Genomic DNA, 26698 nt, shown 5'->3' on the forward strand with positions numbered 1-26698 from the left:
CTCGCGCCCACAGGAATCTGTGTCGCTTGACTAGCCGCGATAGATCAGCTGCGAAGCCTTCGCGTTGCGCAGCGTCAGGTGCTCCATCCCCAACCCTGGCGCCTCGGCTTCCTCGCGGGCCTTGAGGATCACCCCGTGGTGCGGCGACTTGCTGCACACCGGGTCGGCATTGGCAGCATCGCCGGTGAGCATGAAGGCCTGGCAGCGACACCCGCCCAGGTCCTTGTGCTTTTCATCGCAGGAGCGGCACGGCTCCTTCATCCAGTCATCGCCGCGAAAACGATTGAAGCCGAACGAGTCGTTCCAGATGTGCGAGAGGCTGTGCTCGCGCACGTTGGGAAACTGTACCGGCAACTGCCGGGCGCTGTGGCAAGGCAAGGCCGTGCCGTCGGGGGTGATGTCGAGAAACAGGTTGGCCCAGCCGTTCATGCAGGTCTTGGGGCGTTCCTCGTAGTAGTCCGGGGTGACGAAGATCAGTTTGCACGGGTGGCCCTGGGCTTCAAGGCGTTCGCGGTACTCATTAGTGATGCGCTCGGCACGCTGCAATTGCTCGCGGGTGGGCAACAGGCCGACGCGGTTGAGTTCGGCCCAGCCATAGAACTGGCAGGTGGCCAATTCGACGAAGTCCGCTTCCAGTTCCAGGCACAACTCGATGATCTGCGCGATCCGGTCGATGTTGTGCCGATGGGTGACGAAGTTCAGCACCATCGGATAGCCCTGGGCTTTCACCGCACGGGCCATGGCGAGTTTCTGGGCGAAGGCCTTGCGCGAACCGGCGAGCATGTTGTTCACCGCCTCGTCGGCTGCCTGGAAGCTGATCTGGATATGGTCCAGGCCGGCCACCTTGAAGTCGCGCACCTTCTGCTCGGTCAGACCGATGCCGGAGGTGATCAGGTTGGTGTAGTAGCCCATGTCCCGAGCGGCCTTGATCAGTTCGGCGAGGTCCTGGCGAACCAATGGCTCGCCGCCGGAAAACCCCAGTTGTGCGGCGCCCATGTCCCGCGCTTCACGGAATACACGAATCCACTCCTCCGTGCTCAGTTCCTCGCCGTGCCGGGCAAAATCCAGTGGATTGGAGCAATAGGGGCATTGCAGCGGACAACGGTAGGTCAGCTCGGCGAGCAGCCACAACGGCGGTCCGGGCAGCGTCTCACTCGATCCAGAATTGCGCATGAGCCACCTCCAGAAACGCCAGCACGTCTTCGTCGATCCCCGGTACCCCGGGGAAATTCGCGCTCAATCGATCAATGATCGCCGCCACGCTGCGCTGGCCATCCACCAGGTCGAGAATCTGCCCGGCACTGGCGTTGAGCTTGATCATGCCTTCGGGGTACAGCAGCACATGGCAGTCCTGACGGGGCTCCCATTGCAGACGAAAACCGCGACGCAAGGCCGGTGACTGCTGGCGATCGATCAGGCTCACAGGGCGATCCCCCGGTGCCAGACGTTGTCGCCGGTGACCGTGTGATACGGCGGGCGCGCAAGCTCATAGGCCATGCTCATGGCATCGAGCATGCTCCACAGCACGTCGAGCTTGAATTGCAGGATCTCCAGCATGCGTTGTTGCCCCTCGGCCGTCACGTAGTGCGCCAGGGTGATGCGCAAGCCATGCTCGACATCGCGCCGCGCCTGGCTCAGGCGCGTGCGGAAGTAGTCGTAGCCGGCGACGTCGATCCACGGGTAATGGGTCGGCCAGGCGTCGAGTCGCGACTGATGGATCTGTGGCGCAAAGAGTTCGGTCAGCGAACTGCTGGCCGCTTCCTGCCAGCAGGCGCGACGGGCGAAATTGACGTAGGCGTCCACCGCAAAACGCACCCCAGGCAGCACCAGTTCCCGGGACAGAATCTGCTCGCGATCCAGCCCCACCGCTTCGCCCAGGCGCAGCCAGGCTTCGATACCGCCCTCGCTGCCGGGGACGCCGTCGTGGTCGAGAATCCGCTGCAGCCACTCCCGGCGCACGTCGCGGTCCGGGCAGTTGGCGAGAATCGCGGCGTCCTTCAGCGGAATGTTGATCTGATAGTAGAAGCGATTGGCGACCCAGCCCTGGATCTGCTCGCGGCTGGCGCGGCCGGCGTACATGGCTTGGTGGAAGGGATGGTGGATGTGGTAGTAGGCGCCCTTGGCGCGCAGGGCGGCTTCGAATTCTGTGGGGGATAGGGGGCTGTCAGTCATTTTGTTCTCCGGGAACTTCTGCGGTGCCTGTACTGGCCTCATCGCGAGCAAGCTCGCTCCCACAGGTTTGGTGTTTGCCGCGCAACCATTGTGGGAGCGAGCTTGCTCGCGATGGGGCCTTTGGCTACAACTCAATACTCATGCCGTCGTAAGCCACTTCTATACTCCGCCGCACCAGCAAAGCCCGCTCGGCCGAGTCTTCATCAAGGATCGGATTGGTGTTGTTGATGTGGATCAGCACCTTGCGCTGGCGGTTGAAACCCTCCAGCACTTCAAGCATCCCGCCGGGGCCGCTTTGTGGGAGGTGCCCCATTTCGCTGCCCAGGCTCTGGCCGACTTCGCAGATACGCATCTCGTCGTCGCGCCACAGGGTACCGTCCAGCAGCAGGCAATCGGCACGCTGCATCCAGCCCAGCACTTCATCGTCGATTCGGCCAAGGCCCGGGGCATAGAACAGCGAGGCGCCATTGCGCAGGTCTTCAATGAACACGCCAATGGTGTCGCCCGGTTGCGGGTTGCCGCGATTGGGCGAATACGGCGGCGCGTTGCTCACCAGGGGAATCGCGCGAAATTGCAAATGCTCGCAGGCCGGGATGCTGAACGGCTGGCGATCGAGGCCGACCGGTTGCCAGTGCAATCCGCCGTTCCAGTGTCCGAGCATGTTGAATAGCGGGAAACCGCTGCTCAGGTCCTGATGCACCCGCTCGGTGCACCACACCGCATGCGGGCAGCCTTCGCGCAGGCTGAGCAAACCGGTGCAATGGTCGATCTGGCTGTCCAGCAGCACGATGCCGGCGATGGCGCTGTCACGCAGGCGCCGCGCCGGTTGCATGGGCGCAAAACTCTCGAGTTGCGCACGAATGTCCGGTGAAGCGTTGCACAGCACCCACTCCACACCGTCGTCACTCAGGGCAATCGACGACTGCGTACGGCGCTGTGCCCGCAGGCTGCCATTGCGCACACCGGCGCACTGGCGGCAATTGCAGTTCCACTGCGGGAAACCACCGCCGGCGGCGGAACCGAGAACGCGGATGTGCATGGCAGATGCTCCAGAAGGCAGGCCCGGCCAACGCATCGGCTGGCCGGGTGATCAATCAACGGTTGGCGAAATACATCGTCACTTCGAAGCCAATGCGCAGATCGGTAAACGCGGGTTTAGTCCACATGGGTCATTCCTCTTCTTGTGCCGGGTGATTCCGGTAGAGCCATTAATGCACGGGGCATCGAGTGCCCGAATGCTACTTTCGAAGGAGTTTGCGGGGTGATTTGGTAGGGGGTGTTGCGTAGATCCTGTACACACCAAAAACCAGTGTGGGAGCGAGCTTGCTCGCGATGACGGCGCAACAGTCAACATTAATGTTGAATGTGCTGGCCTCATCGCGAGCAAGCTCGCTCCCACAGGTTTTTCAGTGTTCTTGGGTAATCAGAAGAACCCCAGCGGATTGATGTCGTAGCTCACCAGCAGGTTTTTGGTCTGCTGGTAATGATCGAGCATCATCTTGTGGTTTTCCCGGCCGACGCCGGACTTCTTGTAGCCACCAAACGCCGCGTGCGCCGGGTACAGGTGGTAGCAGTTGGTCCACACGCGCCCGGCCTTGATCGCCCGGCCCATGCGGTAGGCGCGGTTGATGTCGCGGGTCCACAGGCCGGCGCCGAGGCCGAACTCGCTGTCGTTGGCAATCGCCAGGGCTTCGGCTTCATCCTTGAAGGTGGTGATACCCACCACCGGGCCGAAGATTTCTTCCTGGAACACACGCATCTTGTTGTGCCCCTTGAGCAGCGTCGGCTGGATGTAATAACCGCTGGACAGGTCGCCTTCCAGACGTTCGGCCGCGCCGCCGGTGAGCAGCTCGGCGCCCTCCTCCCGGGCAATGTTCAGGTACGAGAGGATCTTGTCGTATTGCTGCTCGGACGCCTGGGCGCCGACCATGGTCTCGGTGTCCAGCGGGTTGCCGCGCTTGATCTTGACGATCTTCTTCATCACCTCGGCCATGAACGGCTCGTAGATCGACTCCTGTACCAGCGCCCGGGACGGGCAAGTGCAGACTTCGCCCTGATTGAAGAACGCCAGCACCAGGCCTTCGGCAGCCTTTTCGATGAACGCAGGCTCGGCGTTCATGATGTCTTCGAAGAAGATGTTCGGCGACTTGCCGCCCAGTTCCACGGTGCTCGGGATGATGTTTTCGGCGGCGCAATGCATGATGTGCGCGCCCACAGGGGTCGAGCCGGTGAAGGCGATCTTGGCGATGCGTTTGCTGGTGGCCAGGGCCTCGCCGGCTTCGCGACCGAAGCCCTGGACGATGTTCAGTACGCCCGCCGGCAGCAGGTCGGCGATGAGCTCGGCGAAGACCATGATCGACAGCGGCGTTTGCTCGGCAGGCTTGAGCACGATGCAGTTGCCGGCGGCCAGGGCCGGGGCGAGTTTCCAGGCGGCCATCAGCAGCGGGAAGTTCCACGGAATGATCTGCCCGACCACACCCAGGGGCTCATGGAAGTGATAGGCCGTGGTCAGCTCGTTGATCTCGGCAGCCCCACCTTCCTGGGCGCGGATGCAGCCGGCGAAGTAACGGAAGTGGTCGGCCGCCAGCGGCACGTCGGCGTTCAGGGTTTCGCGCACGGCCTTGCCGTTGTCCCAGGTTTCGGTGACGGCCAGCACCTCAAGGTTCTGCTCGATACGGTCGGCGATTTTCAGCAACACCAGGGAGCGGTCCTGGGCCGAGGTCTTGCCCCAGGCATCGGCAGCGGCATGGGCGGCGTCGAGGGCCTTGTCGATGTCGGCGGCGCTGKAGCGCGGGAACTCTGCGATCACTTCACCGTTGACCGGCGAGGTGTTGGTGAAGTACTCGCCATTGATCGGGGCGACGAACTCGCCACCGATGAAATTGCCGTAGCGCGGCTTGAAGGTAATAACGGCGCCTGGGGTTCCGGGTTGTGCGTAGATCATGGTGGGCCTCTGTCTGGGTCGATGCCTGTCGTACTGACAGGCGATGAGCCGATACTAGAGAGCCCCGCGTGCCAGACGAATGCATCGTTGGCAGGAGGGGCTCTCGTTATTTGGTCGTAGATTTCACACAAAACACTGTGGGAGCGAGCTTGCTCGCGATGAGGCCAGCACATTCGCCATTGATGTCGACTGTCAGACCGCTATCGCGAGCAAGYTCGCTCCCACAGGTTATGTGGTGGTCCTGACGTTAATGCTTGGCGACGAGGTCCTTGGGCAGTTTGAAGGTCCAGAGCATGCCGCCCTGGTTGAAGTCCTTCACCCGCTTGGCCACTTCGCCACCCCACAGCGGTACCGCGCCGCCCCAGCCGGAAAGCACCGAGACGTATTGTTCGCCGTCCATTTCCCAGGTCACGGGCGAGCCGAGCACACCGGAGCCGGTCTGGAATTCCCAGACTTTCTCGCCGGTCTTGGCGTTGAACGCCTGCAGGAAGCCTTCAGGCGTGCCGGTGAACACCAGGTTGCCCTTGGTGGTCAGCACCCCGCCCCACAGCGGCGCGTAGTTCTTGTGGCGCCAGACTTCCTTGCCGGTTTTCGGATCGATGGCCCGCAGCACGCCGATGTAGTCTTCGTTCAACGGCTTGATGGTGAAGCCGGCGCCGAGGAACGCCGCGCCTTTCTTGTAGGCGATGCCTTCGTTCCAGATGTCCATGCCCCATTCGTTGGACGGCACATAGAACAGCCCGGTGTCTCTGTTGTAAGCCATCGGCATCCAGTTTTTCGCGCCGAGGAACGCCGGCGCGACGAAGACCGAACTGCCCTTGGCTTCAGAACCCGGGGCACCGGGACGGCTGGCTTCGTTGTAGATCGGCCGGCCGTTCTTATCCAGGCCGGTGGCCCAGGTGATCTTGTCCACGAACGGGAAGCCACGGATGAATTTGCCGTTGGTGCGATCCAGCACGTAGAAGAAACCGTTACGGTCGGCAGTGGCCGCTGCCTTGATCTCCTTGCCGCCTTCGCTGTAGTTGAACGACACCAGTTCGTTCACGCCGTCGTAGTCCCAACCGTCGTGGGGCGTGCTCTGGAAATGCCACTTGATGGTGCCGTCGTCCGGATTGAGTGCCAGGCGCGATGACGAGTAGAGGTTGTCGCCAGGGCGCAGGTGCGAGTTCCACGGCGCCGGGTTGCCGGTGCCGAACAGCAGCAGGTTGGTTTCCGGGTCGTAGTAACCGCCAAGCCAAGGGGCCGCGCCGCCGGTTTTCCAGAGATCGCCCGGCCAGGTCTTGCCCGCCTCGCCGCCGGAGATGCCGTTTTCCACCGCTTTGCCGTCCTTGTAGACGTAGCCCATATGGCCTTCGACCGTCGGCCGGGTCCACAGCAGATCACCGTTTTTCGGATCGTAGGCCTCGATCTTGCCCACCACGCCGAACTCGCCACCGGCCACGCCGGTAATCAGCTTGCCGTTGATCACCAGCGGCGCGGCGCTGATGGAGTAGCCTTCCTTGTGGTCGGCGACTTTCTTGCTCCAGACCACCTTGCCGGTGTCCTTGTTCAGCGCCACGAGCTTGGCGTCGAGGGTGCCGAAAATCACCAGGTCGCCGTACAGCGCGACGCCACGGTTGATCACGTCGCAGCAAGGGCGGATGTCATCGGGCAGGCGTGCATCGTATTGCCAGAGTTTCTTGCCGGTGCGTGCATCCACGGCGAACACCCGCGAGTAGGAACCGGTCATGTACATCACGCCGTCCTTGACCATCGGCTGCGCTTGCTGGCCACGCTGTTTTTCACCGCCGAAGGAAAACGCCCAGGCCGGTCGCAGCTCCTTGACGTTGTCGACGTTGAGAATATCCAGCGGACTGTAGCGCTGCCCTTGAACGCCGAGGCCGTTGGTCACGACCTGTTCCGGGTTCTTCGGGTCCTGGAGAATGTCCTGGTCGGAAACCCCGGCCAATGCCTGGCCGGACAACAGCATGGCACTGAGCAGCAGGCTCAAGACGAAGGGCTGGCGACGTGCGGGTTGGGTCATGACGGCTTCCTCTGCGGATTTTTGTTATGTCCGGAAAATTTTCCCGGTCTGATGCAGATTCTTGAGCGCCGCCGCCCTGGCAACAATTGCCCGCAATGAGGAGATTGCTAGTTCCTTGGTACAGGGTGGGAGGAGATGAGCAGCGGATTTTGTGCCCGACACAGATCCCCCTGTGGGAGCGAGCTTGCTCGCGATGAGGTCCTGACAGTCAACATTGATGTCGACTGATACGACGCCATCGCGAGCAAGCTCGCTCCCACAGGGGGACTGTGTTTGCTCACTTTTGCGCGGTGGAATCCACCCGCGTCATCCGCTCGCGCTCGTAGCGCGGGTACAAATGACTAATGCTGCGGATCAGTTCGTAGCGGCTCAAATTGATGCTGGCAAAGCGTTCAGGGATGGGGCTGCGGATCATCTCGGCCATATCACTGCCATTGGCTGCGCCGTCGCGCATCAGCTGATCGAGCCAGGTCAGGTAATCGCGCATCTGCTCGAAAGGTTGCGGATCGCTGGCCACCGGCCCATGGCCGGGCACCACCAGCGTCCAGGGCAAGCCTCGCAAGGTCGCGATGTCCGCCAGCCATACCGACAGCCCTGGACTGTTGGGCGTGGTCAGCGCCCGCTGATAAAACACCAGGTCCCCGGCAAACAGCACGCCGGTTTGCTGGTCGAGAATAGCCAGATCCGCGCCCGTATGCCCACCCAGGCTCAGCAAGCGCAGATCGTGATTCCCAAAACTTTTCACGCCGGGTGCCAGCGTCTGGGTCGGCAACACCACTTCGGTGCCACGCATCCAGTCGCCGACCATCCGGTACATATTCTCGGCCATGGCATCGCCTTGCTGATGCAACAGCTCGGTGGTGCCGGCCAAGGCGCCGATCGGCACGTCAGTGAAGGCTTGATTGCCCAGCACATGGTCCGGGTGGTGATGGGTCAGCAAGACCTCGACCACCGGCTTGTCGGTACTGGCGGCAATGGCCTTGCGCATCGCTTCGCCGTACCGCCTGGACGGGCCGGTGTCGATCACCACCACTCCGCGTTCAGTGACGATGAACGCGGTGTTGACGATGTTGCCGCCGTTGGCCTTGGCGAAATTATCGGTGCTGCCTTCCAGCAGCCAGGTGTCCTGGGCGATCTGCCGGGGCTTGAGCGAATACTCGAGATCGGCCAGGGCCGGCAGACTGATGCTTAACACCATCAACAGGATCCAGCGCATGCCACGCTCCTTGGGGTCAGGGGATCGACGCATCGAACTCATTGCCGCTGTTGTCCCGTAGTAACAGGCGCGTTTGCCCTGCCCCTTGGATGTCGAAGGCCAGGTTGGGGTTTTCGCTGACCGCGGGAAACAGCTCCAGCCGGGCCAGCACTTGCTGGTTGTGGTCGCGCAGCTCGGCATGGTTGATGAAAAACTCCGGAATGCCGCTGACCATGCCGTTGTCCATGGGATGCGCCACCTGCAAACGCAAGCGGCTGAACTCGCCCCGGGGATAGCGCCCGCCGAGCACTTCGCCGATGTGCTCCTCCCAGCCCGGCTGGCTGCGCACCACGCTCGGCGCGGTGCATCCGCCACCCGCCGCATCGATCAGGGTCGAACCGACATGCCACAACCCGTCACGGGTCAACACCGCTGCGCGCAAGGGCGTGGCCTGTTCGATGCGAATGCGCAACGACAGCCAGGGCAAAACCGAATTCAGCGGCTGGAAGTCGACGATTTTCGGCAAAGGGTTCAGCTCTGCCCAGGCAAGGATTTTCACCACCTCGCCACTGAACGCCCGGGCGTCGATTTCCAGCGGCACCTGCCGGGCATCTTCGGCAAACGGCGGCGCCAGCAGCTTGACCCGATCGTCGAAAACGAACGGCGCATTACCCAGAAACTGCTGGTGATAGAACGTCCACATCACCGATGGCACCGGGTCTTTGCCGGGATCGATTTCGGCGGCCTGTGCCGCCAGGCTTAACCAGCAGGCAAACAGACAACTCCCTCGCCATTTCATCGCCTGCTCCTTATTGATACATCTCGGGCACGTCGTAACGCAGGCCGTAATGGCCGTAGATGGTCTTCACCGAACCCTCGCGGATCAGGCTTTCCAGCGCCTCTTCCACGGCATAGGCCAGTTGACGGTTGCTTTCGTGCACCGCCATGCCGATTTCCCAGAGTTGCTTGCCCATGTTCGGATAGGCGTTCTCCGCCAGTGCCACTTGCGGGTCGGCCGCTTCATGGACCTGCCAGTCGATCTCGCCGCGCATGGCCATCACCGCGTCGACCTCACCGGCCTTCATCGCGGCAAACGCCTGGGGTACGCCCGGATAGTGATGAGTCTTGCCAGCGAGCATGCCGTTGAACACCGAGGTCAGGTAGAACGACGGCACGCTGTCGACTTCGACACCAATCGGGTGCTGCTCGAACACCGCGACGCTGGCGACCTTGTCCAGCCTTCGGCGGTCATAGGCCACCTGCCATTGTTCGTTCTGGTACGGACCGAACATCACCACTTGGCCGTTGACCAGTTCGCCGAACTCGTTGCGCTTCTGCGCGTAGTCACGGTCATAGGGCACGCGCATCATCAGGTCGGCCAGTTGCTGGTTGTGCAAGGCACTGGCACGCCAGATGTAATCGCGCAGGTCGTCATCGAGCTTTTCCCCGGCCGGTGCCCAGATCAGTGTCAGGCGCACGCCGAGCGCCTTGGCCAGGGCTTCGGCGAGTTCGACATCGACACCCTGGGGCTTTCCGGCGCTTTCAAAGCTGTAGGGGGCGAAGTCCTTGTAGACCGCCACCTTCAGCTCCCCGGCGGCGATCATTTCGTCGTAGTTGCGAACCTGCGCCTGCGCCGCCTGGCAGCACAGCCACAGAGCGCCGATCAACACCGCGAGCAGGCGCATGGGTCACTCCTCGACGTGCACAGTGTCCAGATAAGTGCGCACCGCCCACAGGGCTTCCTGGCTCAGGTAGTCGGCCATCTTCGGCATGTACACCCGACCGTCGCGCACCGCGCCATGGCGCACCCGTTCGGCGAACCACTCATCGCCCGCCTCACCGACATCGAGCATGCGCAAGTCGGGGGCGATACCGCCGGACTTGGCTTCCAGGCCATGACAGGCCGCGCAGTTCTGGGTGTAGGCCGAGGCACCGATTTCCACTGCCTTGTCGTGTTCCGGGGTGGTGCGATACGGGTTCACTGCGGCCCAGCCATCGGCATCGAGTTGCACACCGGCGTCCTTGATCGGGGTCAGCCCCGGGGTGGCCACGGCTTGTGGCACCACGTTGCCGTGGGCCCACACGGAACCTGCGCTGATAAGACCGGCCAGCAGCCCGGTCACGAGCAAGGCGTTGCGTTTTGTTGTCATTGTTATGCCCTCTGGATTGCACGCAAAACCTCTTGGCAGAGGCTATGGCGGTCATCTTAGAAAGCCCTGCGCACAGACCCCATGCTGCTTTGGTGGTCGCCACCTACTCCCTTGGTCGTAAGGCGATCGGTGGACACTGGACGCGGGCCGTGGTCGCCCATGCTGGAACCGCGCCGTACCAGGCGGGCTACTACCTTGGTACTGGCCCTTCGGTACTTTCTGCATATTTTCACTGCACCACAGGCTTCCTATGCTGGCGCTACCTGTAATGGAGTGCCCTATGCGCCAGCTCATCCCTTACGCCCTGATCTACCTGCTGGCGATTGCCTGCGCCGCCGGCCTGGCCACCCAGAGCCAGGCGGCGGATGCGCCCTTGCAGGTGCGCATCGGCTATCTGGGTTATCGCCCCGACCCCGGCCCGTTGCTGTCGAACGTCATCCCCGAGCCCACCGATGCCGGGCTGCGCGGCGCCGAACTGGCGATCACCGACAGCAACAGCACCGGGCGTTTTCTCAACCACGGCTACAGCCTGGTCAGCGCCAGTGTCGACAGCCCCGAAGCCTTGCTTGCCGCGGCGAAGGCTCAGCACGAACAAGGTCTGCGCCTGTTTGTGCTGAATGCCCCCGCGACCAGCCTGCGCCAACTCAGTGCCGCCCTGCCCGACAGCCTGTTGTTCAACGCCGGCAGCCCGGACGACAGCCTGCGCACCACCGATTGCCTGCCGAACGTGCTGCACACCTTGCCGAGCCGGGCGATGCTCGCCGATGCACTGGCGCAGTTTCTGGTGTTGCGCAAATGGCAGCGGGCGCTGCTGATTGTCGGCCCGACGCCGGACGATCAAGCCTATGCCGCCGCCCTGCGCCGCGGGGCCAAGCGCTTCGGCTTGCAGCTGGTGGCGGAAAAACCCTGGAGCTTCGATAACGACCAACGCCGCAGCGCCCAGGCCGACATGCCGCTGTTCACCCAGACCGCCGAGTACGACGTGGTACTGGTGGCCGATGAACGCGGCGACTTTGGCGAATACGTGCCCTACCAGACCTGGTACCCGCGCCCGGTCGCCGGCACCCAGGGCCTGACCCCGGTGGGCTGGCACAAGACCGTGGAAACCTACGGCGCCGCGCAGCTGCAAAAACGCTTCGAAGCCCTGACCGGGCGCTGGATGAATGACCGCGATTTCGCCGCGTGGATGGCCGTGCGCAGTATCGCCAGCGCCGTGAGCAAACTGCGCCAGGCCGAACCGATGGCGATCCGTACGCTGGAAATCAGCGACCAGTTGCCGCTCGACGGCTTCAAGGGTCGCAAGCTCAGCTATCGGCCGTGGAACGGCCAGTTGCGCCAGCCGATTCCCATTGTCCAGCCCCGGGCTCTGGTCAGCACCTCACCCCAGGATGGCTTTCTGCATCCGTTCAACGAGATGGACAGCCTGGGCTACGACAAACCCGAGGTCAGCTGCCGTTTTCCCTGATCCGATAATCACAACAACAAGGAATCCGCCATGCGCCGCACCCTGCTCTCTTGCACCTTGCTGCTCGCCGCTGGCCATGCCGTTGCCAGCACTGCCTGGGTCTCCAACGAAAAGGACAACAGCCTGAGCCTGATCGACCTGCAGACCCTGCAAGTCACCGACACCCTGCCCGTCGGCCAGCGCCCCCGCGGCCTGCTGCTGTCCCATGACAACAAGCTGCTGTACATCTGCGCCAGTGACTCGGACCGGGTCCAGGTAATGGACGTGGCCACGCGCAAGATCATCAAGGAATTGCCCTCGGGCAAGGACCCTGAACAATTCGCCCTGCACCCGAACAATCGCTGGTTGTATGTCTCCAACGAAGACGATGCGCTGGTCACGGTGATCGACACCGAGACCTCCAAGGTCCTCGGCCAGATCAACGTCGGCGTCGAACCCGAAGGCATGGCCGTCAGCCCTGAGGGCAAGTGGGCGGTCAACACCAGCGAAACCACCAACATGCTGCACTGGATCGACACCGGCACCCAGACCCTGGCCGACAGCACCCTGGTGGACCAGCGCCCGCGCTTCGTCGAGTTCTCCCCAGATGGCGCACAACTCTGGGCCTCAGCGGAAATCGGCGGCACGGTGACCATTCTCGATGTGGCCAGCCGCACCGTGCTCAAGACCCTGAACTTCCAGATCAAGGGCGTGCACCCGGACAAAGTCCAGCCGGTCGGCATCAAGCTCAGCGCCGATGGCAAGTACGGTTTTGTCGCACTAGGCCCCGCCAATCATGTGGCGGTGATCGATGCCAAGACCTTCGAGATTGTCGATTACCTGCTGGTGGGTCGACGGGTCTGGCAGATGGCGTTCACCCCGGATCAGAAGCAACTGCTGGCCACCAACGGCGTCAGCGGCGATGTTTCGGTGATCGATGTCGACAGCCTCAAGGTCAGCAAATCGGTGAAGGTCGGCCGCTATCCCTGGGGCGTGGTGGTGACGCCATGAACGCTCTTGAAGTCAGTGACCTGAGCTTCGCCTACGGCTCCCGAGAGGCCTTGCGCAAAGTGAGCTTCAGCCTGGAGCCCGGGCGTTTCGCCGCGCTGCTGGGCCCCAACGGCGCGGGCAAGTCGACCCTGATTGCCCTGCTGACCCGGCTCTATGACCTGCAGCAAGGCGAGATCCGCGTCGGTGGCTGTTCATTGCGCAGCGCCGCACGCCCGGCACTCAGGCAATTGGGCGTGGTGTTCCAGCAAAGCACCCTGGACCTGGACCTCAGCGTCGAACAGAACCTGCGTTATCACGCTGCATTGCATGGTCTGTCCCGGCGCCAGACCGACCTTAGGGTCGACGCCGAACTGGCCCGTCAGGCCCTGACCGAACGCCGCCGCGAACGGGTGCGTGAACTCAATGGCGGCCATCGTCGCCGGGTGGAAATTGCCCGCGCCCTGCTGCATGAGCCGCGCCTGTTGCTGCTCGATGAAGCCAGTGTCGGCCTCGACCCGGCGAGTCGCCTGGCGCTCAACCAGCACATCCGCAGCCTGTGTCGCGAGGAGAGCATCAGCGTGCTCTGGACCACCCACCTGCTCGATGAAGTGCAGCCCAGGGATGACTTGTTGATCCTGCATCAAGGCCGGCTGGTGGCCAGTGGGCAGGCCGATGCCCTGAGCCTGGAACACGGCGGTGACCTCGGTTCGGCCTTCACCCGCCTGACAACATCAGGAGCTGCCCAATGAACGCTTACTGGCAATGCTTTAGCGGTATCGTGCTGCGCGAGTGGCTGCGCTTTGTGCTGCAACGCACGCGGTTTCTCAGCGCCCTGGTGCGTCCACTGTTGTGGCTGCTGGTGTTCGCCGCCGGTTTTCGCGCAGCGCTGGGGATCGCGATCATCGAGCCCTACGACACCTACATTCCCTATGAGGTCTACATCATTCCCGGCCTGGCCTGCATGATCCTGCTGTTCAACGGCATGCAGGGCTCACTGTCGATGGTCTATGACCGCGAGATGGGCAGCATGCGCGTGCTGCTGACCAGCCCCCTGCCGCGCACCTTTCTGCTGTGCAGCAAACTGTTGGCCACGTCACTGATTTCGCTGTTGCAGGTGTATGCGTTCCTGGCGATTGCCTGGGTTTACGGCGTGCGGCCACCGGCTATGGGCCTGTTGCTGGCGTTGCCGGCCCTGTTGCTGGTGGCGTTGATGCTCAGCGCACTGGGCCTGTTGCTATCGAACGCGATCCGCCAGCTGGAGAACTTTGCCGGGGTGATGAATTTCGTGATCTTCCCGCTGTTTTTCCTGTCATCGGCGCTGTATCCGTTGTGGAAGATGCGCGAGGCCAGCGAGTGGTTGTATTGGCTGTGCGCGGTAAATCCGTTTACCCACGCAGTGGAACTGGTGCGTTTCGCCCTGTATGAACGCTTCAATCCGCTGGCGCTGGCGGTGTGCACGGGGCTGACGCTGCTGTTTGCGTTGCTCGCCGTGCTGACCTTCAACCCGCAGCATGCGGCCTTGCGCAAAGCCAACTGACAACACAGGGGATCTTCATTGAACAGGGTGAAATTACTACTTTAGTACTGGTTTCCCTGTCTATCGTCGCATTTCCAATGCCCCCCGACTGGCATGTAATAGGTCCATAACTATAAGGACTGACCCCATGCCGCGTGCCCGACGTTGCCTGTTGCGCCCTGCTCTCGCCACCCTGTCGCTGAGCCTGCTGCTGAACACCGCGCAGGCCGACACTGCGCTGTTCTCCACCGACGGCTATCGCATCGGCCTGTACCGCAGCCCGACGCCCGACCAGTTGCAAGGCGCAACCATCGTCGACACCCCCGCCCTGCAAACGCTGCTGAGCCAAACCCCGCGCCCGGTGCTGATCGACGTCTACCGCCGTCAGTGGCTGCAGGGGCAATTCATCGAAGACCAGCTCCATGAAAACCTGCCTGGCAGCCATTGGCTGGCCAATACCGGAGACGGTGACCTGACGCCGCAATGGCAGGACTATTTCGCCGCCAACCTGAAAAAGCTGACCGCTGGCGACCCGACGCAACCGCTGGTCTTCTATTGCCGATCCGACTGCTGGTTGAGCTGGAATGCGGTCAAACGCGCGGCCACCATGGGCTATAAGACTCTGTATTGGTATCGCGATGGCCTGGACGCCTGGCAAGCGGCCAACCTGCCGGTTTCGCCGGCCCGCCCCGAACCCTTTCCCTGAGCTTTACGCGTGCGTGTTGTTGCCACACCATAATCAAAATAATGAGGTGAAAGGCCATGTACAAAATTCTGATTGCCGACGATCACCCGCTGTTTCGCGAAGCCATTCACAACGTCATCAGCGACGGTTTTGCCGGCAGCGAAGTGATGGAAACCGCTGACCTGGACAGCGCCCTGGCGCTGACCCAGGAACACGATGACCTGGACCTGATCCTGCTCGACCTGAACATGCCCGGCATGCACGGGCTCAATGGCCTGATCAACCTGCGTAACGAAGCGCCGACCATTCCGGTGGTGATTGTCTCCGCCGAGCAAGACAAACAGATCGTGCTGCAAGCCATCACCTACGGTGCCGTGGGTTTCATCACCAAGTCCTCACCCCGCGCCCAGATGACCGACGCCATCCAGCAGATTCTCAATGGCAATGTCTACCTGCCTCCGGACATCATCCGCACCGCCAAAAGCAGCACCCACCGGCGCATGAATGACACCCCGAGCTTCCCGCCCGAACTGCTCCAGGCCCTGACCCGCAAGCAACTGCAGGTGCTGGAACGCATGACCAAGGGCGAATCGAACAAGCAGATCGCCTACACCCTGGAAATCGCCGAGACCACGGTCAAGGCCCACGTCTCGGCGATCCTGCGCAAGCTCAATGTGCACAACCGGGTGCAAGCGATCCTGAGTGCCGGGGATATTGATTTCGGGTCTTATTTGCGGCGTTGAGTCAGCAAGACCGTGTCGATTCCATCGCGAGCAATCTCGCTCCCACAGGTACACCACTGTCCCTGTGGGAGCGAGCTTGCTCGCGATAGCGGTGGCAAAAACGCCGAGATCTCAAGGCCGGCCAAGCAAATGACTCATCGCCGTCTTGAGCTTCATCGGCCGCACCGGTTTGTGCATCAGGGTGTGGCCCAGCTCGCGGATCTGCTGCTTGAGTTCATTGCTGTAGTTGGCGGTGATCATCATCGCCGGAATCGGTGAGGCACGACGGGCATTGATTCTTGCCACCGSATCGACACCGTTCTGATCGTTATCCAGGTGATAGTCGGCGATCAGCAGATCCGCCTCGGCGTGGTAGTTGTCCACTTGTCGCGCCAGGTCCTCTTCCGACAGTGCCGTCACCACCCGACACCCCCACCCCTCCAGCAAGGTGCGCATGCCGGCACAGATGGTCGCGTCGTTGTCCAGCACCCAGATCCGTGCACCACGCAGGCGCTCAAGCATCGGCTCGCTCATCTGCAACGTCGGCGGCGGTTTCGGCGCGGTGGCGCTCAACGGTACTTCGACCGAGAACATCGAGCCCCGGCCCGGCCACGAGCGCACATGAATGCGATGCCCGAGGATGCCGGCAATTTTCTCGACAATCGCCAGGCCCAGGCCCAGGCCGCGATCCTGATCGGGTCGCTGCACATCACCGCGCTTGAACTCTTGGAAAATCTCCTCCAGTCGATGCTCGGCAATGCCCATGCCGCTGTCCCAGACTTCGATCGTCAGGCACTGATGATGCCGCCGGCAACCGAGCACCACACGACCACTGTAGGTATAGCGAATCGCATTGCTCAGCAGGTTGCGCAGAATCCGCGCGAGCAGCTGAATATCGCTGCGCACCAGCGCCGAACAACCGATGAAGTGCAGTTGCAGGCCTTCACTGCGTGCCACCTGGGTGTATTCGGCGGCCAGGTTGTCCAGCAGTTCACTGAGGGCGAACGGCGCAATGTCGGCCTTGATCACCCCCGCATCGAGCTTGGAAATGTCCACCAGGGTGCCGAGCAGGTTCTCCACATCTTCCAGGGAATTGCTCACGTTGCGCACGAGAATCTCGCTGGACATCGGCTCGCGCCGTTCCAGCAAGGCACTGGTAAACAGTCGCGCGGCATTCAACGGTTGCAGCAGGTCGTGGCTGACGGCCGCGAGGAACTTGGTTTTCGACAGGTTGGCCTGCTCGGCTTCCTGCTTGGCCTCGCGCAAGCGTGACTCGACCAGACGACGCTCATCGATCTCGCGCAGCAGCTGGTCATTGAGGGTGGTCAATTCCGCCGTGCGCTCGCGTACCCGCAGCTCCAGGTTCTGATAAGCCTGATGCAGCGCCTCGGCGGTGCGGCGGCGTTCGGTGATGTCGCGGATCAGCACGAAAATCCCCACCACCTCGCCACTGGCCAGACGGTTGGGCACATAGGAACGCAGCATGTAGCGCTCCTGGTTGTTGACGTTGGTTTCGGCGAACTCGAAGGTCACGCTCTCGCCGGCCAGCGCCCTGGCCACGTAGGACTCCAGCCGCTGGTAATGCTGTTCGCTGTGCACTTCGCGCAGGCTCTGGCCGAGCATCACGCCGCGGGGCCAGCAGTACCATTCTTCGTAGACCTTGTTGGTGAACTCGTAGACCAGGTCGGCATTGAGGTAGGCAATCAATGCCGGTACGTGATCGGTGATCAGGCGAATCCAGTGTTCGCTTTCACTCAGCGCCTCAGCGTGCTGGTAGCGTTCGGTGATGTCGGTGAAGGTGTTGACAAAACCGCCGGTGGGCAACGGATGGGTGCGGATTTCCAGGACCCGGCCATCGTACAGGCGCTGCTCGCATTCGCGTACCGGTCGTCCGTTGCCATCGCGGCTGGCCGGGGTCAGCAGGTCCAACTCGCTGTCGGCGATCACTTCGGCAAACGGGCGATGGGCAGCCACCGGCGCCAGACCGCTCAGCTCCAGGAAACGCCGGTTCCACAACTCCAGGATGCCCTCGGCGCTGACCATTGCCACCCCTTGGGACAGGTTGTCGACCGCCCGTTGCAACAGATGCGACTTCTGCGCCACCGCTTGCTCACGGCGCATGGTTTCGCTGAGTTTGACGTCGGTAATGTCGGTGAACAGAATCACCCGCCCCCCTTCCTGGGTCGGCCGCTCGCTGACTTGCAGCCAACGCCCGTTCTGCAGGCGGTAAAGCAGGTTTTCGTCGGCATGCCCGCGTGGCTCTTCGGTGAACAGGCCGTTGTTCATCATCAACCGCTTGACCTCGGTCAGGCGCATGCCGGCGTTGATCCGCACCCGGCTGTTGCTCCAGAACGCCTTGAAGCGACTGTTGAACAGCACGATGCGCTGCTCGGCGTCGAACAGGACAAAGGCGTCGGAAATGCTTTCGATGGCATCGATCAGGTGTTGATGCGCCGTTTCCGCGCGCAGGCGGGCTTCGCTGAGCAGATGATTACCGGCCTTGAGTTCGGCCATGGCCTGGTTCAGGGCATCGGTGCGTTCGCGCACTTGTTCGGCCAGCACCACCGAATGCTGGAATGCAGCGTACGGATCGTTGCCGCGGGTCACCCCGGACTCGACCCGCTCGATCAGCGCGGCATTGATGCGCTGCAGTTTATGGTTTTCCAGGCGCAGCCTGGCCAGTTCGGCCTGCAGCTCAGCGATGTCCTGGGGCACGGCCACGGGCAATGGCAACGCCGGTGAAGGTCTGGTTGATGTGCATGCCATTGAACTGTTCTCCATAGGTGTTGAAACCCATCACCCGTTGCTCGCGCAAAAACGTGCCGATCTGATCAAGACTGCCGTCGTCTTCGAGTTCCAGACGCCGCAGGAAACAGTCGCAACCGATGGTCAGCAGCAAATCACCCAGGCGCTCCTGCAATCCCTCGAACAGGCTCTGCAGGTTCGGCAGCATCGGCCCCGGGGTCATGGCGGTGAGGACGATGCCGTTTTCCACGGCGCAGTAGAAACTCAGGCTCAGGTCCGGATGCACCTGCTGGATGGCCCGCACGTAGTACTGCTGGTTGATCCGCACCGCCAACGGGTGCGCGGCGAAGACCCGGTGATCGAGCTGCGCCACCGGCACGCCGATGTGCCGTGCGTACTCGGCGGCGGCCGGCTCGGCATTGAGTTCGAAGACCCGGCGCAAGGTGCTGTCGGCCCCGGTGACCACCAGCTTCTCGGCGCGGGGTAGCACGTGGTGGGTGGTGAACACTTCGAAATCCAGCCAGGTATTGACCAGCACCACCACGGCCGCGCCGCTGTGGAACTCGCCATCGAAGTACACATGGGTATGGGTCAGGTAGTTATCGTCGCCGGCCGAGCCGCCGAAATGCGGAATGTCGCCCAGTGCCGCACTCAAGGCCGCCAGGACCATTTCTTCGCGGCTGGACAGGCCATCGAGCAGGGTCAGGGCAAAGCTGTTGCCCTTGATCGGCGCCAGGGTGTTGCTGCGACAGCCACTGACCAGGCGCTCGACCATCTGCTGGGCGTCGATCAGGCTGAAGTGCTCCATCTGATCGATCAGCTCGATCGCGATGGAAAAGTGCCGGTGATCGAAACCCACCGCCGTCACGCAATTGCGCCCGTAGCCCAGCGGGGTGATTTCCCCGGCGCTGGTGCAGCCCACCAGGCGAATGCCGCCGAAGCTTTGCTGCAAGGTCTGGCCCAGCGCCTGCAAGTCGTACTCGGCGGAACAGAAGAACAGCACGAACCCCAGGTGCGGATGCAACAACTGTCGTGCCAGTTCCTGCGCGACCTGCCGGGCATCGGTGGCCTGGGACATTGCACTGACGACGCCTTCGCTCTGCTGCATCCTTACCTCCCGCAGGTGCGTGTGTATGAGGCACGAGTGTACGAAGTCTGTGGGGTGCGACGAATGCTACTTGGGTAGCGGGTAGCCGCTTCGATGGGATGAGACGGGTGGCGACCCTTGCCGCGATGCGCACGGCCAGGGCCACCTCCCGGGGTTACCAGGTCAGCACCGCGCCCACTGCAAAGGTGTCGGTGTCTTCGTTCTGGTCACTGGTGTCATGACCGTTGATTTCGAACTGGTTGTACTCGGCCACCAGCTTGAGGTTGTCGTTCACGTCATGGAACAAGGCGATGCCGCGGGTCTCGTAGTCCGCACCGCTGCCGACCACGCCGTTGCCATCGTCGTTGGTCTTGCCATAGGACAAGGCCAGGCGGTTCTTGCCCAGTTTGTAGGAACCCTGCATCAGGTAGCCGTCGCTGTCGACGTTGCGCAGGGTCGGCTCGCCGGCGTTGTTGGTGAAAAACGGGTTGATGCCCTTGGCCTGGAAACCGGACCCGGTGAGGGACAAACCGCCCATCTTCGCCTGCACGCCATAACCGACACCCTTGGAGGTGACGGTCTCGACCGTGGAATCGGTGTTGTCCGAGGTCTGGTAGCTGCCGTTGACCCAGCTGTAGATCTTCGCCCCGGCCAGGTCGAACTGATAGGTGACTTCGCTCTCGGTACGCGGGTTTTCCTGATAGGCCTTGCCCGTCGGGCTGCTGTCGTTGGTGTCCACCGGGTCCATGATGCCGACCGCCACGCGCAGACCGTCCATCACCGGGGTGCGATAGGTGATCTGCGAGGTCGGGAACGGGTACGGGTAACCGGTGCCGATGTTGCCGAACGACACCCCGCCGCCATCCACCAGCCCCAACGTATCGCTGACCTGACCGTAACCGGCGAGCATTTCGTCGAGCAGGATGTTGGAGCGGGCGAACAGCCCGAAGTCCTTGCCGATCAGCACTTCGCCCCATTCCGGGTTGGCCACGGTGCCGTAGAACTGCCGCACATCAATGGCGGTGTCGGTGCCGTTGGTTTGGCTGTCGTTGATGGTGACCCAGAACGAGGCACGGGCGCCGAGCTTGAGATCGTCTACCTGCTTGCCCATGTTGAACCCCAGGTAGTTGGGCAAGAAGCCCATCTTGACCCGCGCCTGTCGACGGTCGAACTGATCGCCGGCGCGGTCGACATCGCTGTTCACGTAGAAGGCGTTGATGTAGCCGTCGGTGGAGAACGTGGTCTGGTCCTTGTCGTACAGCATGATATCCGCCTCCGCCACTTGGCTCAGGCCAAGGGCAGACAGGCTGGCGATGAAGGCAGGCAGAAAACGATGCGTGACGTTCTTATTGTTGTGCATGGCGCGCTCCGAAACGGGGGACTAAGTGTCGGAGGCGATTATCGAAACCAGACCGGCGGCGCCATACGCTGCCTTGGGGGTGGTTTTCAGGTGCTTTGGATGAGCCGGCGGTGCGTGACCACTATGGCGTAAGACCGCTGGTCGGCGAGGCTCGCCACTTAGGGTGTAGGCCTGTGGACCCGAGTGGCGTCCACAGGAACCGGTACCGGCTAGGCGTTGGCCCTGAACAGCATGTAGGCGGCGACCACGACGCAGATGCTGGCGAACCCGACCTGCAACGCCCGCGCCGGCACCCGGGCGCAGAGCTTGCGGCCGATGATCATGCCGACGATGCTGGAGACGATGAAGGCAATGCCCGAACCGTCGATGCGCACTCCGGCCTGGAATGCGCCGATCACGCCGATGGCGGAAATCAGGCTGATCACCATCAGCGACGTGGCGATGATCCCGCGCATTTGCACATCGGTCAGTTGCTTGAACGCCGGTACGATCAGAAAGCCGCCGCCCACCCCCAGCAATCCCGAGACCACGCCAGTCACTGCCCCGAGCGCGGCGAGGGTCGCGGTGCATTTGGCGGTCCAGGAAAAGCGCCCGGTCTGTTGATCGAGCATGCAGTTCTTCTGGCCCCAGTTGGCCTGACCGTGATCGCTGGGGCCCTCATCCTTGCGCTCGCGGCGCAACATCCGCCCGGCCACCACGACCATCAGCAGGCTGAACAGGATCATCAGGATTTTTTCCGGCAACTGATGGGCAAAATAGATGCCCACCGGCGAAAACACCGCACCGAGCGCGGCGATCAGCAACGCCGCGCGATAACGCACCAGGCCATGGCGCAAGCCGTCGATGGCACCGACCGCTGCCGCACTGCCCACTGCAAACAACGCCACCGGAGCGGCCTGGGTCATGCTCCAGCCCAACCCCAACACCAGGGCCGGGACTGCAAGGATACCGCCACCGGCGCCGGTCAAGCCGAGCACCAACCCCATCACTACGCCAAACAGACTTGCCAGCAACATAGGAAGTTCTCAGTCCACCCTGGACACACGTGTCAGCCACTCGCGGCCCTTGAGCATACCGTTCCAGTAGAACCACGGTAGCAGTGTCGCCTTCAGCCACCACGCCGAGCGGCGCGGGATCGTCGGGTCAAGGGGAAAGGTCGGCAGCAACTTGCCCGCGTACCCGAACTCGGCAAGGATCACCTTGCCCTTCTCCACCGTCAGCGGGCAGGAGCCATAGCCGTCGTACTTCAGTGGCAGTGGCTGTAGCTTGCGCAAGGCCAGCAGGTTTTCGGCCACCACCACGACCTGCTTGCGCACCGCCGCAGCGGTTTTTGCATTGGTGGTGCCGCAGATATCACCCAGTGTGAAGACGTCCGGATAACGCGGATGCTGCAGGCTGTGCGGATCGACCTCGCACCAGCCGGCGGCATCGGCCAGCGAACTGCGGGCGACGAAATCCGGGGCCACCTGAGGCGGAACGACATGCAGCAGGTCAAAGGTCTTGGCCTGGCGGGTGACATTGCCGTCGGCATCCCTGACGTCGAACCACGCGGTTTTCGCCGGGCCGTCGACCTTGACCAGATTGGAGTTGAAGGCCAGACGGGCTTTGTACTTCTCGATGTATTTCATCAGCGGCGGGACAAAGGTCGCCACACCGAACAGCGCCGCACCCGCCAGATTGAATTCGACGTCGATGTTGTCCAGCACACCGGTCTTGCGCCAGTGATCGCAGGACAGGTACAGCGCCTTCTGTGGCGCTCCAGCACATTTGATCGGCATGCCCGGCTGGGTGAACAGCACCTTGCCGCCGCGCAATTTCTGCACCTGATCCCAGGTGTAGGTCGCGTGCCGATAGCTGTAGTTGGAGGTCACGCCGTGCTGGCCGAGGGTTTCCTCCAGGCCTTCGATCTTCTCCCAGGCCAGGCGCAGGCCGGGGCAGACCACCAGGTTCTGATAGCTGACCGTGCGCGCGTCACTGAGGGTGAGTTGGCGATTGTCGGGATCGATGCCCGTCACGGCCGCCTGCAGCCAATGGGCCCCGCGCGGCATCACCGACGCCATTGGCCGCACGGTGCTTTCCACGTTGTAGGCACCCCCGCCGACCAGCGTCCAGGCCGGTTGATAGAAGTGCCGGGGGCTGGGTTCGATCACGGTGATGTTCAGATGCGGGCTACGCTTGAGCAGGCTGGCGACAAAGCCGATGCCCGCCGTGCCGCCGCCGATGACCACGATATCTGCACTGATGGATGGGCCCCAGTGTTGATCGTTCATTGCTTGTTCCTTTTGCTGCACGCAAGGATTGATGCTAGTCGAAACGAAATCTCATTGGATTGGTGTGCTGGCTTGCATTCAGGGTTGAATCCAGCTTTTTAGCACCGCCCCGCAATAAAGCCCGGAGAGGGTTTTCATCACCTGGATCACTTCGTGACTGGCGAGACCGTAAAAAATGTACTTGCCTTCACGACGGGTGGCGACCAGTCCTTCATCGCGCAGGATCCCCAATTGCTGGGACAGGGTCGGTTGGCGCACGCCGGTCATTTTTTCCAGCTCGCCTACGTTGCGCTCACCCTGGGTCAGCTGGCACAGGATCAACAGGCGATCCTCATTGGCCAGGGCCTTGAGCAGCGCACACGCCTTGGAGGCCGAGGCGCGCAGTTGGGCGACTTCACATTCGGTCAGACTGGATTGCATTTGCAGGATGCCTTCAACGTCACTTAAGCTGTAAACATTATGTTTAAACATATAATGTTTCAACCCATGACTGAAATTTTGCCGTCTGATTTTTCTAACCCTGCACAGGTTCCTGTCCATGCCCGCGCTGATTGAAGCTTTCCTCGACCCCGCCTCCTCGWCCTACAGCTACGTGGTCTACGAGGCTGATGGCGGGCAATGTGCGATTGTCGACCCCGTGCTCGACTACGACGGTGCCGCCGGTCGCACCGCGACTACCCAGGCCGACAAAATCATCGCCTTCGTCCGCGCCCATCACTTGCAAGTGCAATGGCTGCTGGAAACCCACGCCCACGCTGACCACCTGTCCGCCGCGCCATACCTGCGCGGGGAACTGGGCGGCAAGATCGCCATTGGCGAGTCGATCAGCAAGGTCCAGGACGTGTTCAAGGCGCTGTTCAATCTGGAGCCCGCCTTCCGCGTCGACGGCTCGCAGTTCGATCACCTCTTCGCCCCCAACGAATCGTTCATGATCGGCAACCTCAAGGCCACCGCCCTGCACGTGCCCGGCCATACCCCGGCGGATATGGCCTACCTGATCGGCAACGATGTGATCCTGGTCGGCGATACATTGTTCATGCCGGACGTGGGCACCGCGCGCTGCGACTTTCCCGGCGGCAATGCCAACCAGATGTACGCCTCGATCCACAAGCTGCTGGCCTTCCCCGCCGACGTGCGTCTCTACATCTGCCACGATTATCCCCCCGAGGGCCGCGTACCTGAATGCATGACCACCGTCGGTGAACAGCGCAAAAACAACATTCACGTACGCGACGGCATCGACGAAAACGCCTTCGTGGAAATGCGCACCCGGCGCGATGCGGGGTTGGATATGCCGACGCTGTTGCTGCCGGCGATCCAGGTGAACGTGCGGGCGGGGAATTTGCCGCCGGCCGAGGGCAATGGCGTGACCTACCTGAAAATCCCGATCAACAAGTTCTAAAGCAAAGATCGCAGCCTTCGGCAGCTCCTACTGGTACACGTAGAACCCCGTAGGAGCTGCCGAAGGCTGCGATCCTTTGACCTTCAATTACCCAGGGTCAGCCCATTCGCCGGCAACGGCAGCGCAGTCTTATAGCGCACCTGCTTGAGCGCAAAGCTCGAACGGATGTTCGCCACCCCCGGCACCTTGGTCAGAAAGTCCATCATGAAGCGCTCCAGCGACTGGATGGTCGGCACCAGCACCCGGATCAGATAGTCCGGGTCGCCGGCCATCAAGTAGCACTCCATCACCTCGGGGCGGTCGGAAATCGCTTCTTCGAAATGCTGCAACGCCTCCTCCACCTGCTTCTCCAGGCTGACGTGAATGAACACGTTCACGTGCAGCCCCAGCAGATCGGCATCGAGCAGCGTCACTTGCTCGCGGATCACTCCCAGTTCTTCCATGGCCTTGACCCGGTTGAAACACGGCGTCGGCGACAAATTCACCGAGCGTGCGAGGTCGGCGTTGGTGATGCGTGCGTTCTCCTGAAGGCTGTTGAGAATGCCGATATCGGTACGGTCCAGTTTGCGCATGAGACAAAACCACCTGTTTTTTGTGTTTATGCAGTTTTTTTATCTGCAAATGATCTTTAGCGCAACGAAACAGAGAGAAATATTCTTCTTGGGCGGGCCTATGATTGTTGTAGGACAAGATTTCTTTTATCGAATGAAATCTGTCAGCTCACTACAAGAAATTCACAAGATCGAGCGTAGAAGCCATGACCCAAGCGTATGAACCGCTGCGTCTGCACGTCCCCGAACCCTCGGGCCGTCCAGGATGCAAAACCGACTTCTCCTACCTGCATCTGACCGATGCCGGCACGGTGCGCAAACCCCAAATCGACGTTGAACCGGCTGACACGGCTGATCTGGCCCGCGGCCTGATCCGCGTGCTCGACGACCAGGGCAACGCCCACGGCCCCTGGGCTGAAAACGTGCCGGTGGCGATCCTGCGCAAGGGCATGCGCGCCATGCTCAAGACGCGGATCTACGACAACCGCATGGTGGTTGCCCAGCGTCAGAAAAAAATGTCGTTCTACATGCAGAGCCTTGGCGAAGAAGCCATTGGCAGCGCCCAGGCCCTGGCCTTGAACATCGACGACATGTGCTTCCCCACCTACCGCCAGCAGAGCATCCTGATGGCCCGCGACGTACCGCTGGTCGACCTGATCTGCCAGTTGCTGTCCAACGAGCGCGATCCGCTCAAGGGCCGGCAATTGCCGATCATGTACTCGGTCAAGGAAGCCGGTTTCTTCACCATTTCCGGCAACCTCGCCACCCAGTTCATTCAGGGCGTGGGCTGGGGCATGGCCTCGGCGATCAAGGGCGACACCAAAATCGCCTCGGCGTGGATCGGCGACGGTGCCACCGCTGAGTCGGACTTCCACACCGCCCTGACGTTCGCCCACGTGTACCGCGCGCCGGTGATCCTCAACGTGGTCAACAACCAGTGGGCGATCTCCACCTTTCAGGCGATTGCCGGTGGTGAAGCCACCACCTTCGCCGGTCGTGGCGTCGGTTGCGGCATCGCCTCCCTGCGGGTCGATGGTAACGATTTCTACGCGGTCTACGCCGCCTCTGCCTGGGCCGCCGAACGTGCGCGCCGCGGTCTCGGCCCGACCATGATCGAATGGGTCACCTACCGCGCCGGCCCGCACTCGACCTCCGATGATCCGTCGAAATACCGTCCCGCCGATGACTGGAGTCACTTCCCGCTGGGTGATCCGATTGCGCGTCTCAAGCAGCACCTGATCAAGATCGGTCAGTGGTCCGAAGAGGAACACGCCGCCGTCAGCGCCGAACTGGAAGCCGAAGTGATCGCCGCGCAGAAAGAAGCCGAACAGTACGGCACCCTCGCCGGCGGCCAGATTCCGAGCGCCGCGACCATGTTCGAAGACGTCTACAAAGAGATGCCGGAGCACTTGAAGCGCCAGCGTCAGGAGTTGGGGATCTGA

Annotated in this window: 26 protein-coding genes; 8 read left to right on the top strand and 18 right to left on the bottom strand. The window is 62.1% G+C overall.

The features are described 5' to 3' along the window. Positions 1 to 30: 30 nt before the first annotated feature. The 11 genes from pqqE to pedF all read right to left on the bottom strand — a co-directional run bounded on the left by pqqE (position 31) and on the right by pedF (position 10484). Positions 31 to 1173, bottom strand: coding sequence for a pyrroloquinoline quinone biosynthesis protein PqqE (gene pqqE / locus AC1D1M_RS03565; RefSeq protein WP_477774551.1), 1143 nt, complete (start codon positions 1171 to 1173; stop codon positions 31 to 33). After that, on the bottom strand, positions 1151 to 1423 hold the full coding sequence (pqqD, locus tag AC1D1M_RS03570) for a pyrroloquinoline quinone biosynthesis peptide chaperone PqqD (RefSeq protein ID WP_103393708.1): 273 nt from the start codon (positions 1421 to 1423) through the stop codon (positions 1151 to 1153). The genes pqqE and pqqD overlap by 23 nt, the downstream gene beginning before the upstream one ends. Continuing rightward, positions 1420 to 2172: a pyrroloquinoline-quinone synthase PqqC gene (gene pqqC, locus AC1D1M_RS03575; RefSeq protein WP_477774552.1), complete on the bottom strand. Its 753-nt coding sequence runs from the start codon at positions 2170 to 2172 to the stop codon at positions 1420 to 1422. Before pqqC ends, pqqD begins: the two co-directional genes overlap by 4 nt. Positions 2173 to 2296: 124 nt before the next feature. Next, entirely contained in the window at positions 2297 to 3211 is a 915-nt protein-coding gene (pqqB, locus tag AC1D1M_RS03580) for a pyrroloquinoline quinone biosynthesis protein PqqB (protein ID WP_477774553.1), read from the bottom strand. Between the two features lie 55 nt (positions 3212 to 3266). Continuing rightward, on the bottom strand, positions 3267 to 3338 hold the full coding sequence (gene pqqA / locus AC1D1M_RS03585) for a pyrroloquinoline quinone precursor peptide PqqA (RefSeq protein ID WP_003253598.1): 72 nt from the start codon (positions 3336 to 3338) through the stop codon (positions 3267 to 3269). Positions 3339 to 3595: 257 nt separating this feature from the next. Then, a complete protein-coding gene (exaC, locus tag AC1D1M_RS03590; protein WP_477774554.1) occupies positions 3596 to 5116 on the bottom strand; it encodes an acetaldehyde dehydrogenase ExaC in 1521 nt (506 codons plus the stop codon). Positions 5117 to 5363: 247 nt separating this feature from the next. After that, positions 5364 to 7139: a PQQ-dependent methanol/ethanol family dehydrogenase gene (locus tag AC1D1M_RS03595; protein ID WP_477774555.1), complete on the bottom strand. Its 1776-nt coding sequence runs from the start codon at positions 7137 to 7139 to the stop codon at positions 5364 to 5366. 277 nt (positions 7140 to 7416) lie between these two features. Then, a complete protein-coding gene (locus tag AC1D1M_RS03600; protein ID WP_477774556.1) occupies positions 7417 to 8355 on the bottom strand; it encodes a quinoprotein relay system zinc metallohydrolase 1 in 939 nt (312 codons plus the stop codon). Positions 8356 to 8371: 16 nt separating this feature from the next. Next, positions 8372 to 9133 carry a quinoprotein dehydrogenase-associated SoxYZ-like carrier gene (locus AC1D1M_RS03605; protein WP_477774557.1) on the bottom strand — a complete coding sequence of 254 codons (762 nt, stop codon included), beginning with the start codon at positions 9131 to 9133 and terminating at the stop codon, positions 8372 to 8374. Positions 9134 to 9143: 10 nt separating this feature from the next. After that, positions 9144 to 10019: a substrate-binding periplasmic protein gene (locus AC1D1M_RS03610; RefSeq protein ID WP_477774558.1), complete on the bottom strand. Its 876-nt coding sequence runs from the start codon at positions 10017 to 10019 to the stop codon at positions 9144 to 9146. Positions 10020 to 10022: 3 nt separating this feature from the next. Further along, positions 10023 to 10484 carry a cytochrome c-550 PedF gene (pedF, locus tag AC1D1M_RS03615; protein ID WP_477774559.1) on the bottom strand — a complete coding sequence of 154 codons (462 nt, stop codon included), beginning with the start codon at positions 10482 to 10484 and terminating at the stop codon, positions 10023 to 10025. Between the two features lie 280 nt (positions 10485 to 10764). On the opposite strand from pedF, the gene AC1D1M_RS03620 reads away from it, so the two are divergent. From AC1D1M_RS03620 to AC1D1M_RS03645, 6 genes are all read left to right on the top strand, one after another. Continuing rightward, on the top strand, positions 10765 to 11949 hold the full coding sequence (locus AC1D1M_RS03620) for an ABC transporter substrate-binding protein (RefSeq protein WP_477774560.1): 1185 nt from the start codon (positions 10765 to 10767) through the stop codon (positions 11947 to 11949). A gap of 30 nt (positions 11950 to 11979) precedes the next feature. Then, positions 11980 to 12939: a YVTN family beta-propeller repeat protein gene (locus AC1D1M_RS03625; RefSeq protein ID WP_477774561.1), complete on the top strand. Its 960-nt coding sequence runs from the start codon at positions 11980 to 11982 to the stop codon at positions 12937 to 12939. Further along, positions 12936 to 13667 carry an ABC transporter ATP-binding protein gene (locus tag AC1D1M_RS03630; RefSeq protein ID WP_477774562.1) on the top strand — a complete coding sequence of 244 codons (732 nt, stop codon included), beginning with the start codon at positions 12936 to 12938 and terminating at the stop codon, positions 13665 to 13667. The genes AC1D1M_RS03625 and AC1D1M_RS03630 overlap by 4 nt, the downstream gene beginning before the upstream one ends. Continuing rightward, on the top strand, positions 13664 to 14455 hold the full coding sequence (locus tag AC1D1M_RS03635) for an ABC transporter permease (protein ID WP_477774563.1): 792 nt from the start codon (positions 13664 to 13666) through the stop codon (positions 14453 to 14455). The genes AC1D1M_RS03630 and AC1D1M_RS03635 overlap by 4 nt, the downstream gene beginning before the upstream one ends. Before the next feature lie 127 nt (positions 14456 to 14582). Continuing rightward, positions 14583 to 15140, top strand: a complete 558-nt coding sequence (locus AC1D1M_RS03640; protein ID WP_477774564.1) for a PQQ-dependent catabolism-associated CXXCW motif protein — start codon at positions 14583 to 14585, stop codon at positions 15138 to 15140. A 56-nt stretch (positions 15141 to 15196) separates the two neighbouring features. Continuing rightward, a complete protein-coding gene (locus tag AC1D1M_RS03645) occupies positions 15197 to 15862 on the top strand; it encodes a response regulator transcription factor (RefSeq protein ID WP_007976602.1) in 666 nt (221 codons plus the stop codon). Between the two features lie 111 nt (positions 15863 to 15973). Here the strand turns inward: AC1D1M_RS03645 and nahK are convergent, their stop codons facing one another. The 6 genes from nahK to AC1D1M_RS03675 all read right to left on the bottom strand — a co-directional run bounded on the left by nahK (position 15974) and on the right by AC1D1M_RS03675 (position 23723). Then, positions 15974 to 18607 (bottom strand): hybrid sensor histidine kinase/response regulator NahK/ErcS', encoded by a 2634-nt coding sequence (nahK, locus tag AC1D1M_RS03650; RefSeq protein WP_477774565.1) that lies wholly within the window; start codon positions 18605 to 18607, stop codon positions 15974 to 15976. After that, positions 18537 to 19694, bottom strand: a complete 1158-nt coding sequence (nosP, locus tag AC1D1M_RS03655; RefSeq protein ID WP_477774566.1) for a nitric oxide-sensing protein NosP — start codon at positions 19692 to 19694, stop codon at positions 18537 to 18539. Before nosP ends, nahK begins: the two co-directional genes overlap by 71 nt. A 154-nt stretch (positions 19695 to 19848) precedes the next feature. Continuing rightward, positions 19849 to 21033: a porin gene (locus AC1D1M_RS03660; protein ID WP_477774567.1), complete on the bottom strand. Its 1185-nt coding sequence runs from the start codon at positions 21031 to 21033 to the stop codon at positions 19849 to 19851. 209 nt (positions 21034 to 21242) lie between these two features. Beyond that, positions 21243 to 22049: a sulfite exporter TauE/SafE family protein gene (locus AC1D1M_RS03665; protein WP_223455979.1), complete on the bottom strand. Its 807-nt coding sequence runs from the start codon at positions 22047 to 22049 to the stop codon at positions 21243 to 21245. A gap of 9 nt (positions 22050 to 22058) precedes the next feature. Then, the gene (locus AC1D1M_RS03670; protein ID WP_477774568.1) at positions 22059 to 23303 is read right to left on the bottom strand and encodes an NAD(P)/FAD-dependent oxidoreductase; all 1245 of its coding nucleotides are present in this window, start codon (positions 23301 to 23303) and stop codon (positions 22059 to 22061) included. A 78-nt stretch (positions 23304 to 23381) separates the two neighbouring features. Then, complete coding sequence (locus AC1D1M_RS03675) at positions 23382 to 23723, bottom strand: ArsR/SmtB family transcription factor (RefSeq protein ID WP_414913691.1); 342 nt, start codon at positions 23721 to 23723, stop codon at positions 23382 to 23384. 118 nt (positions 23724 to 23841) lie between these two features. Here AC1D1M_RS03675 and AC1D1M_RS03680 point away from each other — a divergent pair, with 118 nt between their 5' ends. Beyond that, on the top strand, positions 23842 to 24705 hold the full coding sequence (locus tag AC1D1M_RS03680; RefSeq protein ID WP_477774569.1) for an MBL fold metallo-hydrolase: 864 nt from the start codon (positions 23842 to 23844) through the stop codon (positions 24703 to 24705). An 83-nt stretch (positions 24706 to 24788) separates the two neighbouring features. Here AC1D1M_RS03680 and bkdR read toward each other — a convergent pair whose 3' ends face one another. Next, the gene (gene bkdR, locus AC1D1M_RS03685; RefSeq protein ID WP_007976593.1) at positions 24789 to 25277 is read right to left on the bottom strand and encodes a Bkd operon transcriptional regulator BkdR; all 489 of its coding nucleotides are present in this window, start codon (positions 25275 to 25277) and stop codon (positions 24789 to 24791) included. Between the two features lie 185 nt (positions 25278 to 25462). Here bkdR and AC1D1M_RS03690 point away from each other — a divergent pair, with 185 nt between their 5' ends. After that, positions 25463 to 26698 (top strand): thiamine pyrophosphate-dependent enzyme, encoded by a 1236-nt coding sequence (locus tag AC1D1M_RS03690; RefSeq protein WP_477774570.1) that lies wholly within the window; start codon positions 25463 to 25465, stop codon positions 26696 to 26698.

The organism is Pseudomonas sp. P1_F7 (genome assembly GCF_056405655.1).

What these genes read in the sequence shown, in the direction of transcription:
- pqqC (WP_477774552.1), bottom strand. Translation starts at nt 2,172, where the DNA reads ATGACTGACAGCCCCCTATCCCCCACAGAATTCGAAGCCGCCCTGCGC.
- AC1D1M_RS03600 (WP_477774556.1), bottom strand. Translation starts at nt 8,355, where the DNA reads ATGCGCTGGATCCTGTTGATGGTGTTAAGCATCAGTCTGCCGGCCCTG.
- AC1D1M_RS03630 (WP_477774562.1), top strand. Translation starts at nt 12,936, where the DNA reads ATGAACGCTCTTGAAGTCAGTGACCTGAGCTTCGCCTACGGCTCCCGA.
- AC1D1M_RS03675 (WP_414913691.1), bottom strand. Translation starts at nt 23,723, where the DNA reads ATGCAATCCAGTCTGACCGAATGTGAAGTCGCCCAACTGCGCGCCTCG.
- AC1D1M_RS03660 (WP_477774567.1), bottom strand. Translation starts at nt 21,033, where the DNA reads ATGCACAACAATAAGAACGTCACGCATCGTTTTCTGCCTGCCTTCATC.
- AC1D1M_RS03665 (WP_223455979.1), bottom strand. Translation starts at nt 22,049, where the DNA reads ATGTTGCTGGCAAGTCTGTTTGGCGTAGTGATGGGGTTGGTGCTCGGC.
- AC1D1M_RS03610 (WP_477774558.1), bottom strand. Translation starts at nt 10,019, where the DNA reads ATGCGCCTGCTCGCGGTGTTGATCGGCGCTCTGTGGCTGTGCTGCCAG.
- bkdR (WP_007976593.1), bottom strand. Translation starts at nt 25,277, where the DNA reads ATGCGCAAACTGGACCGTACCGATATCGGCATTCTCAACAGCCTTCAG.
- AC1D1M_RS03595 (WP_477774555.1), bottom strand. Translation starts at nt 7,139, where the DNA reads ATGACCCAACCCGCACGTCGCCAGCCCTTCGTCTTGAGCCTGCTGCTC.
- AC1D1M_RS03635 (WP_477774563.1), top strand. Translation starts at nt 13,664, where the DNA reads ATGAACGCTTACTGGCAATGCTTTAGCGGTATCGTGCTGCGCGAGTGG.
- AC1D1M_RS03640 (WP_477774564.1), top strand. Translation starts at nt 14,583, where the DNA reads ATGCCGCGTGCCCGACGTTGCCTGTTGCGCCCTGCTCTCGCCACCCTG.
- AC1D1M_RS03645 (WP_007976602.1), top strand. Translation starts at nt 15,197, where the DNA reads ATGTACAAAATTCTGATTGCCGACGATCACCCGCTGTTTCGCGAAGCC.
- pedF (WP_477774559.1), bottom strand. Translation starts at nt 10,484, where the DNA reads ATGACAACAAAACGCAACGCCTTGCTCGTGACCGGGCTGCTGGCCGGT.
- AC1D1M_RS03690 (WP_477774570.1), top strand. Translation starts at nt 25,463, where the DNA reads ATGACCCAAGCGTATGAACCGCTGCGTCTGCACGTCCCCGAACCCTCG.
- AC1D1M_RS03605 (WP_477774557.1), bottom strand. Translation starts at nt 9,133, where the DNA reads ATGAAATGGCGAGGGAGTTGTCTGTTTGCCTGCTGGTTAAGCCTGGCG.
- AC1D1M_RS03625 (WP_477774561.1), top strand. Translation starts at nt 11,980, where the DNA reads ATGCGCCGCACCCTGCTCTCTTGCACCTTGCTGCTCGCCGCTGGCCAT.
- AC1D1M_RS03620 (WP_477774560.1), top strand. Translation starts at nt 10,765, where the DNA reads ATGCGCCAGCTCATCCCTTACGCCCTGATCTACCTGCTGGCGATTGCC.
- pqqB (WP_477774553.1), bottom strand. Translation starts at nt 3,211, where the DNA reads ATGCACATCCGCGTTCTCGGTTCCGCCGCCGGCGGTGGTTTCCCGCAG.
- nosP (WP_477774566.1), bottom strand. Translation starts at nt 19,694, where the DNA reads ATGCAGCAGAGCGAAGGCGTCGTCAGTGCAATGTCCCAGGCCACCGAT.
- pqqE (WP_477774551.1), bottom strand. Translation starts at nt 1,173, where the DNA reads ATGCGCAATTCTGGATCGAGTGAGACGCTGCCCGGACCGCCGTTGTGG.
- AC1D1M_RS03670 (WP_477774568.1), bottom strand. Translation starts at nt 23,303, where the DNA reads ATGAACGATCAACACTGGGGCCCATCCATCAGTGCAGATATCGTGGTC.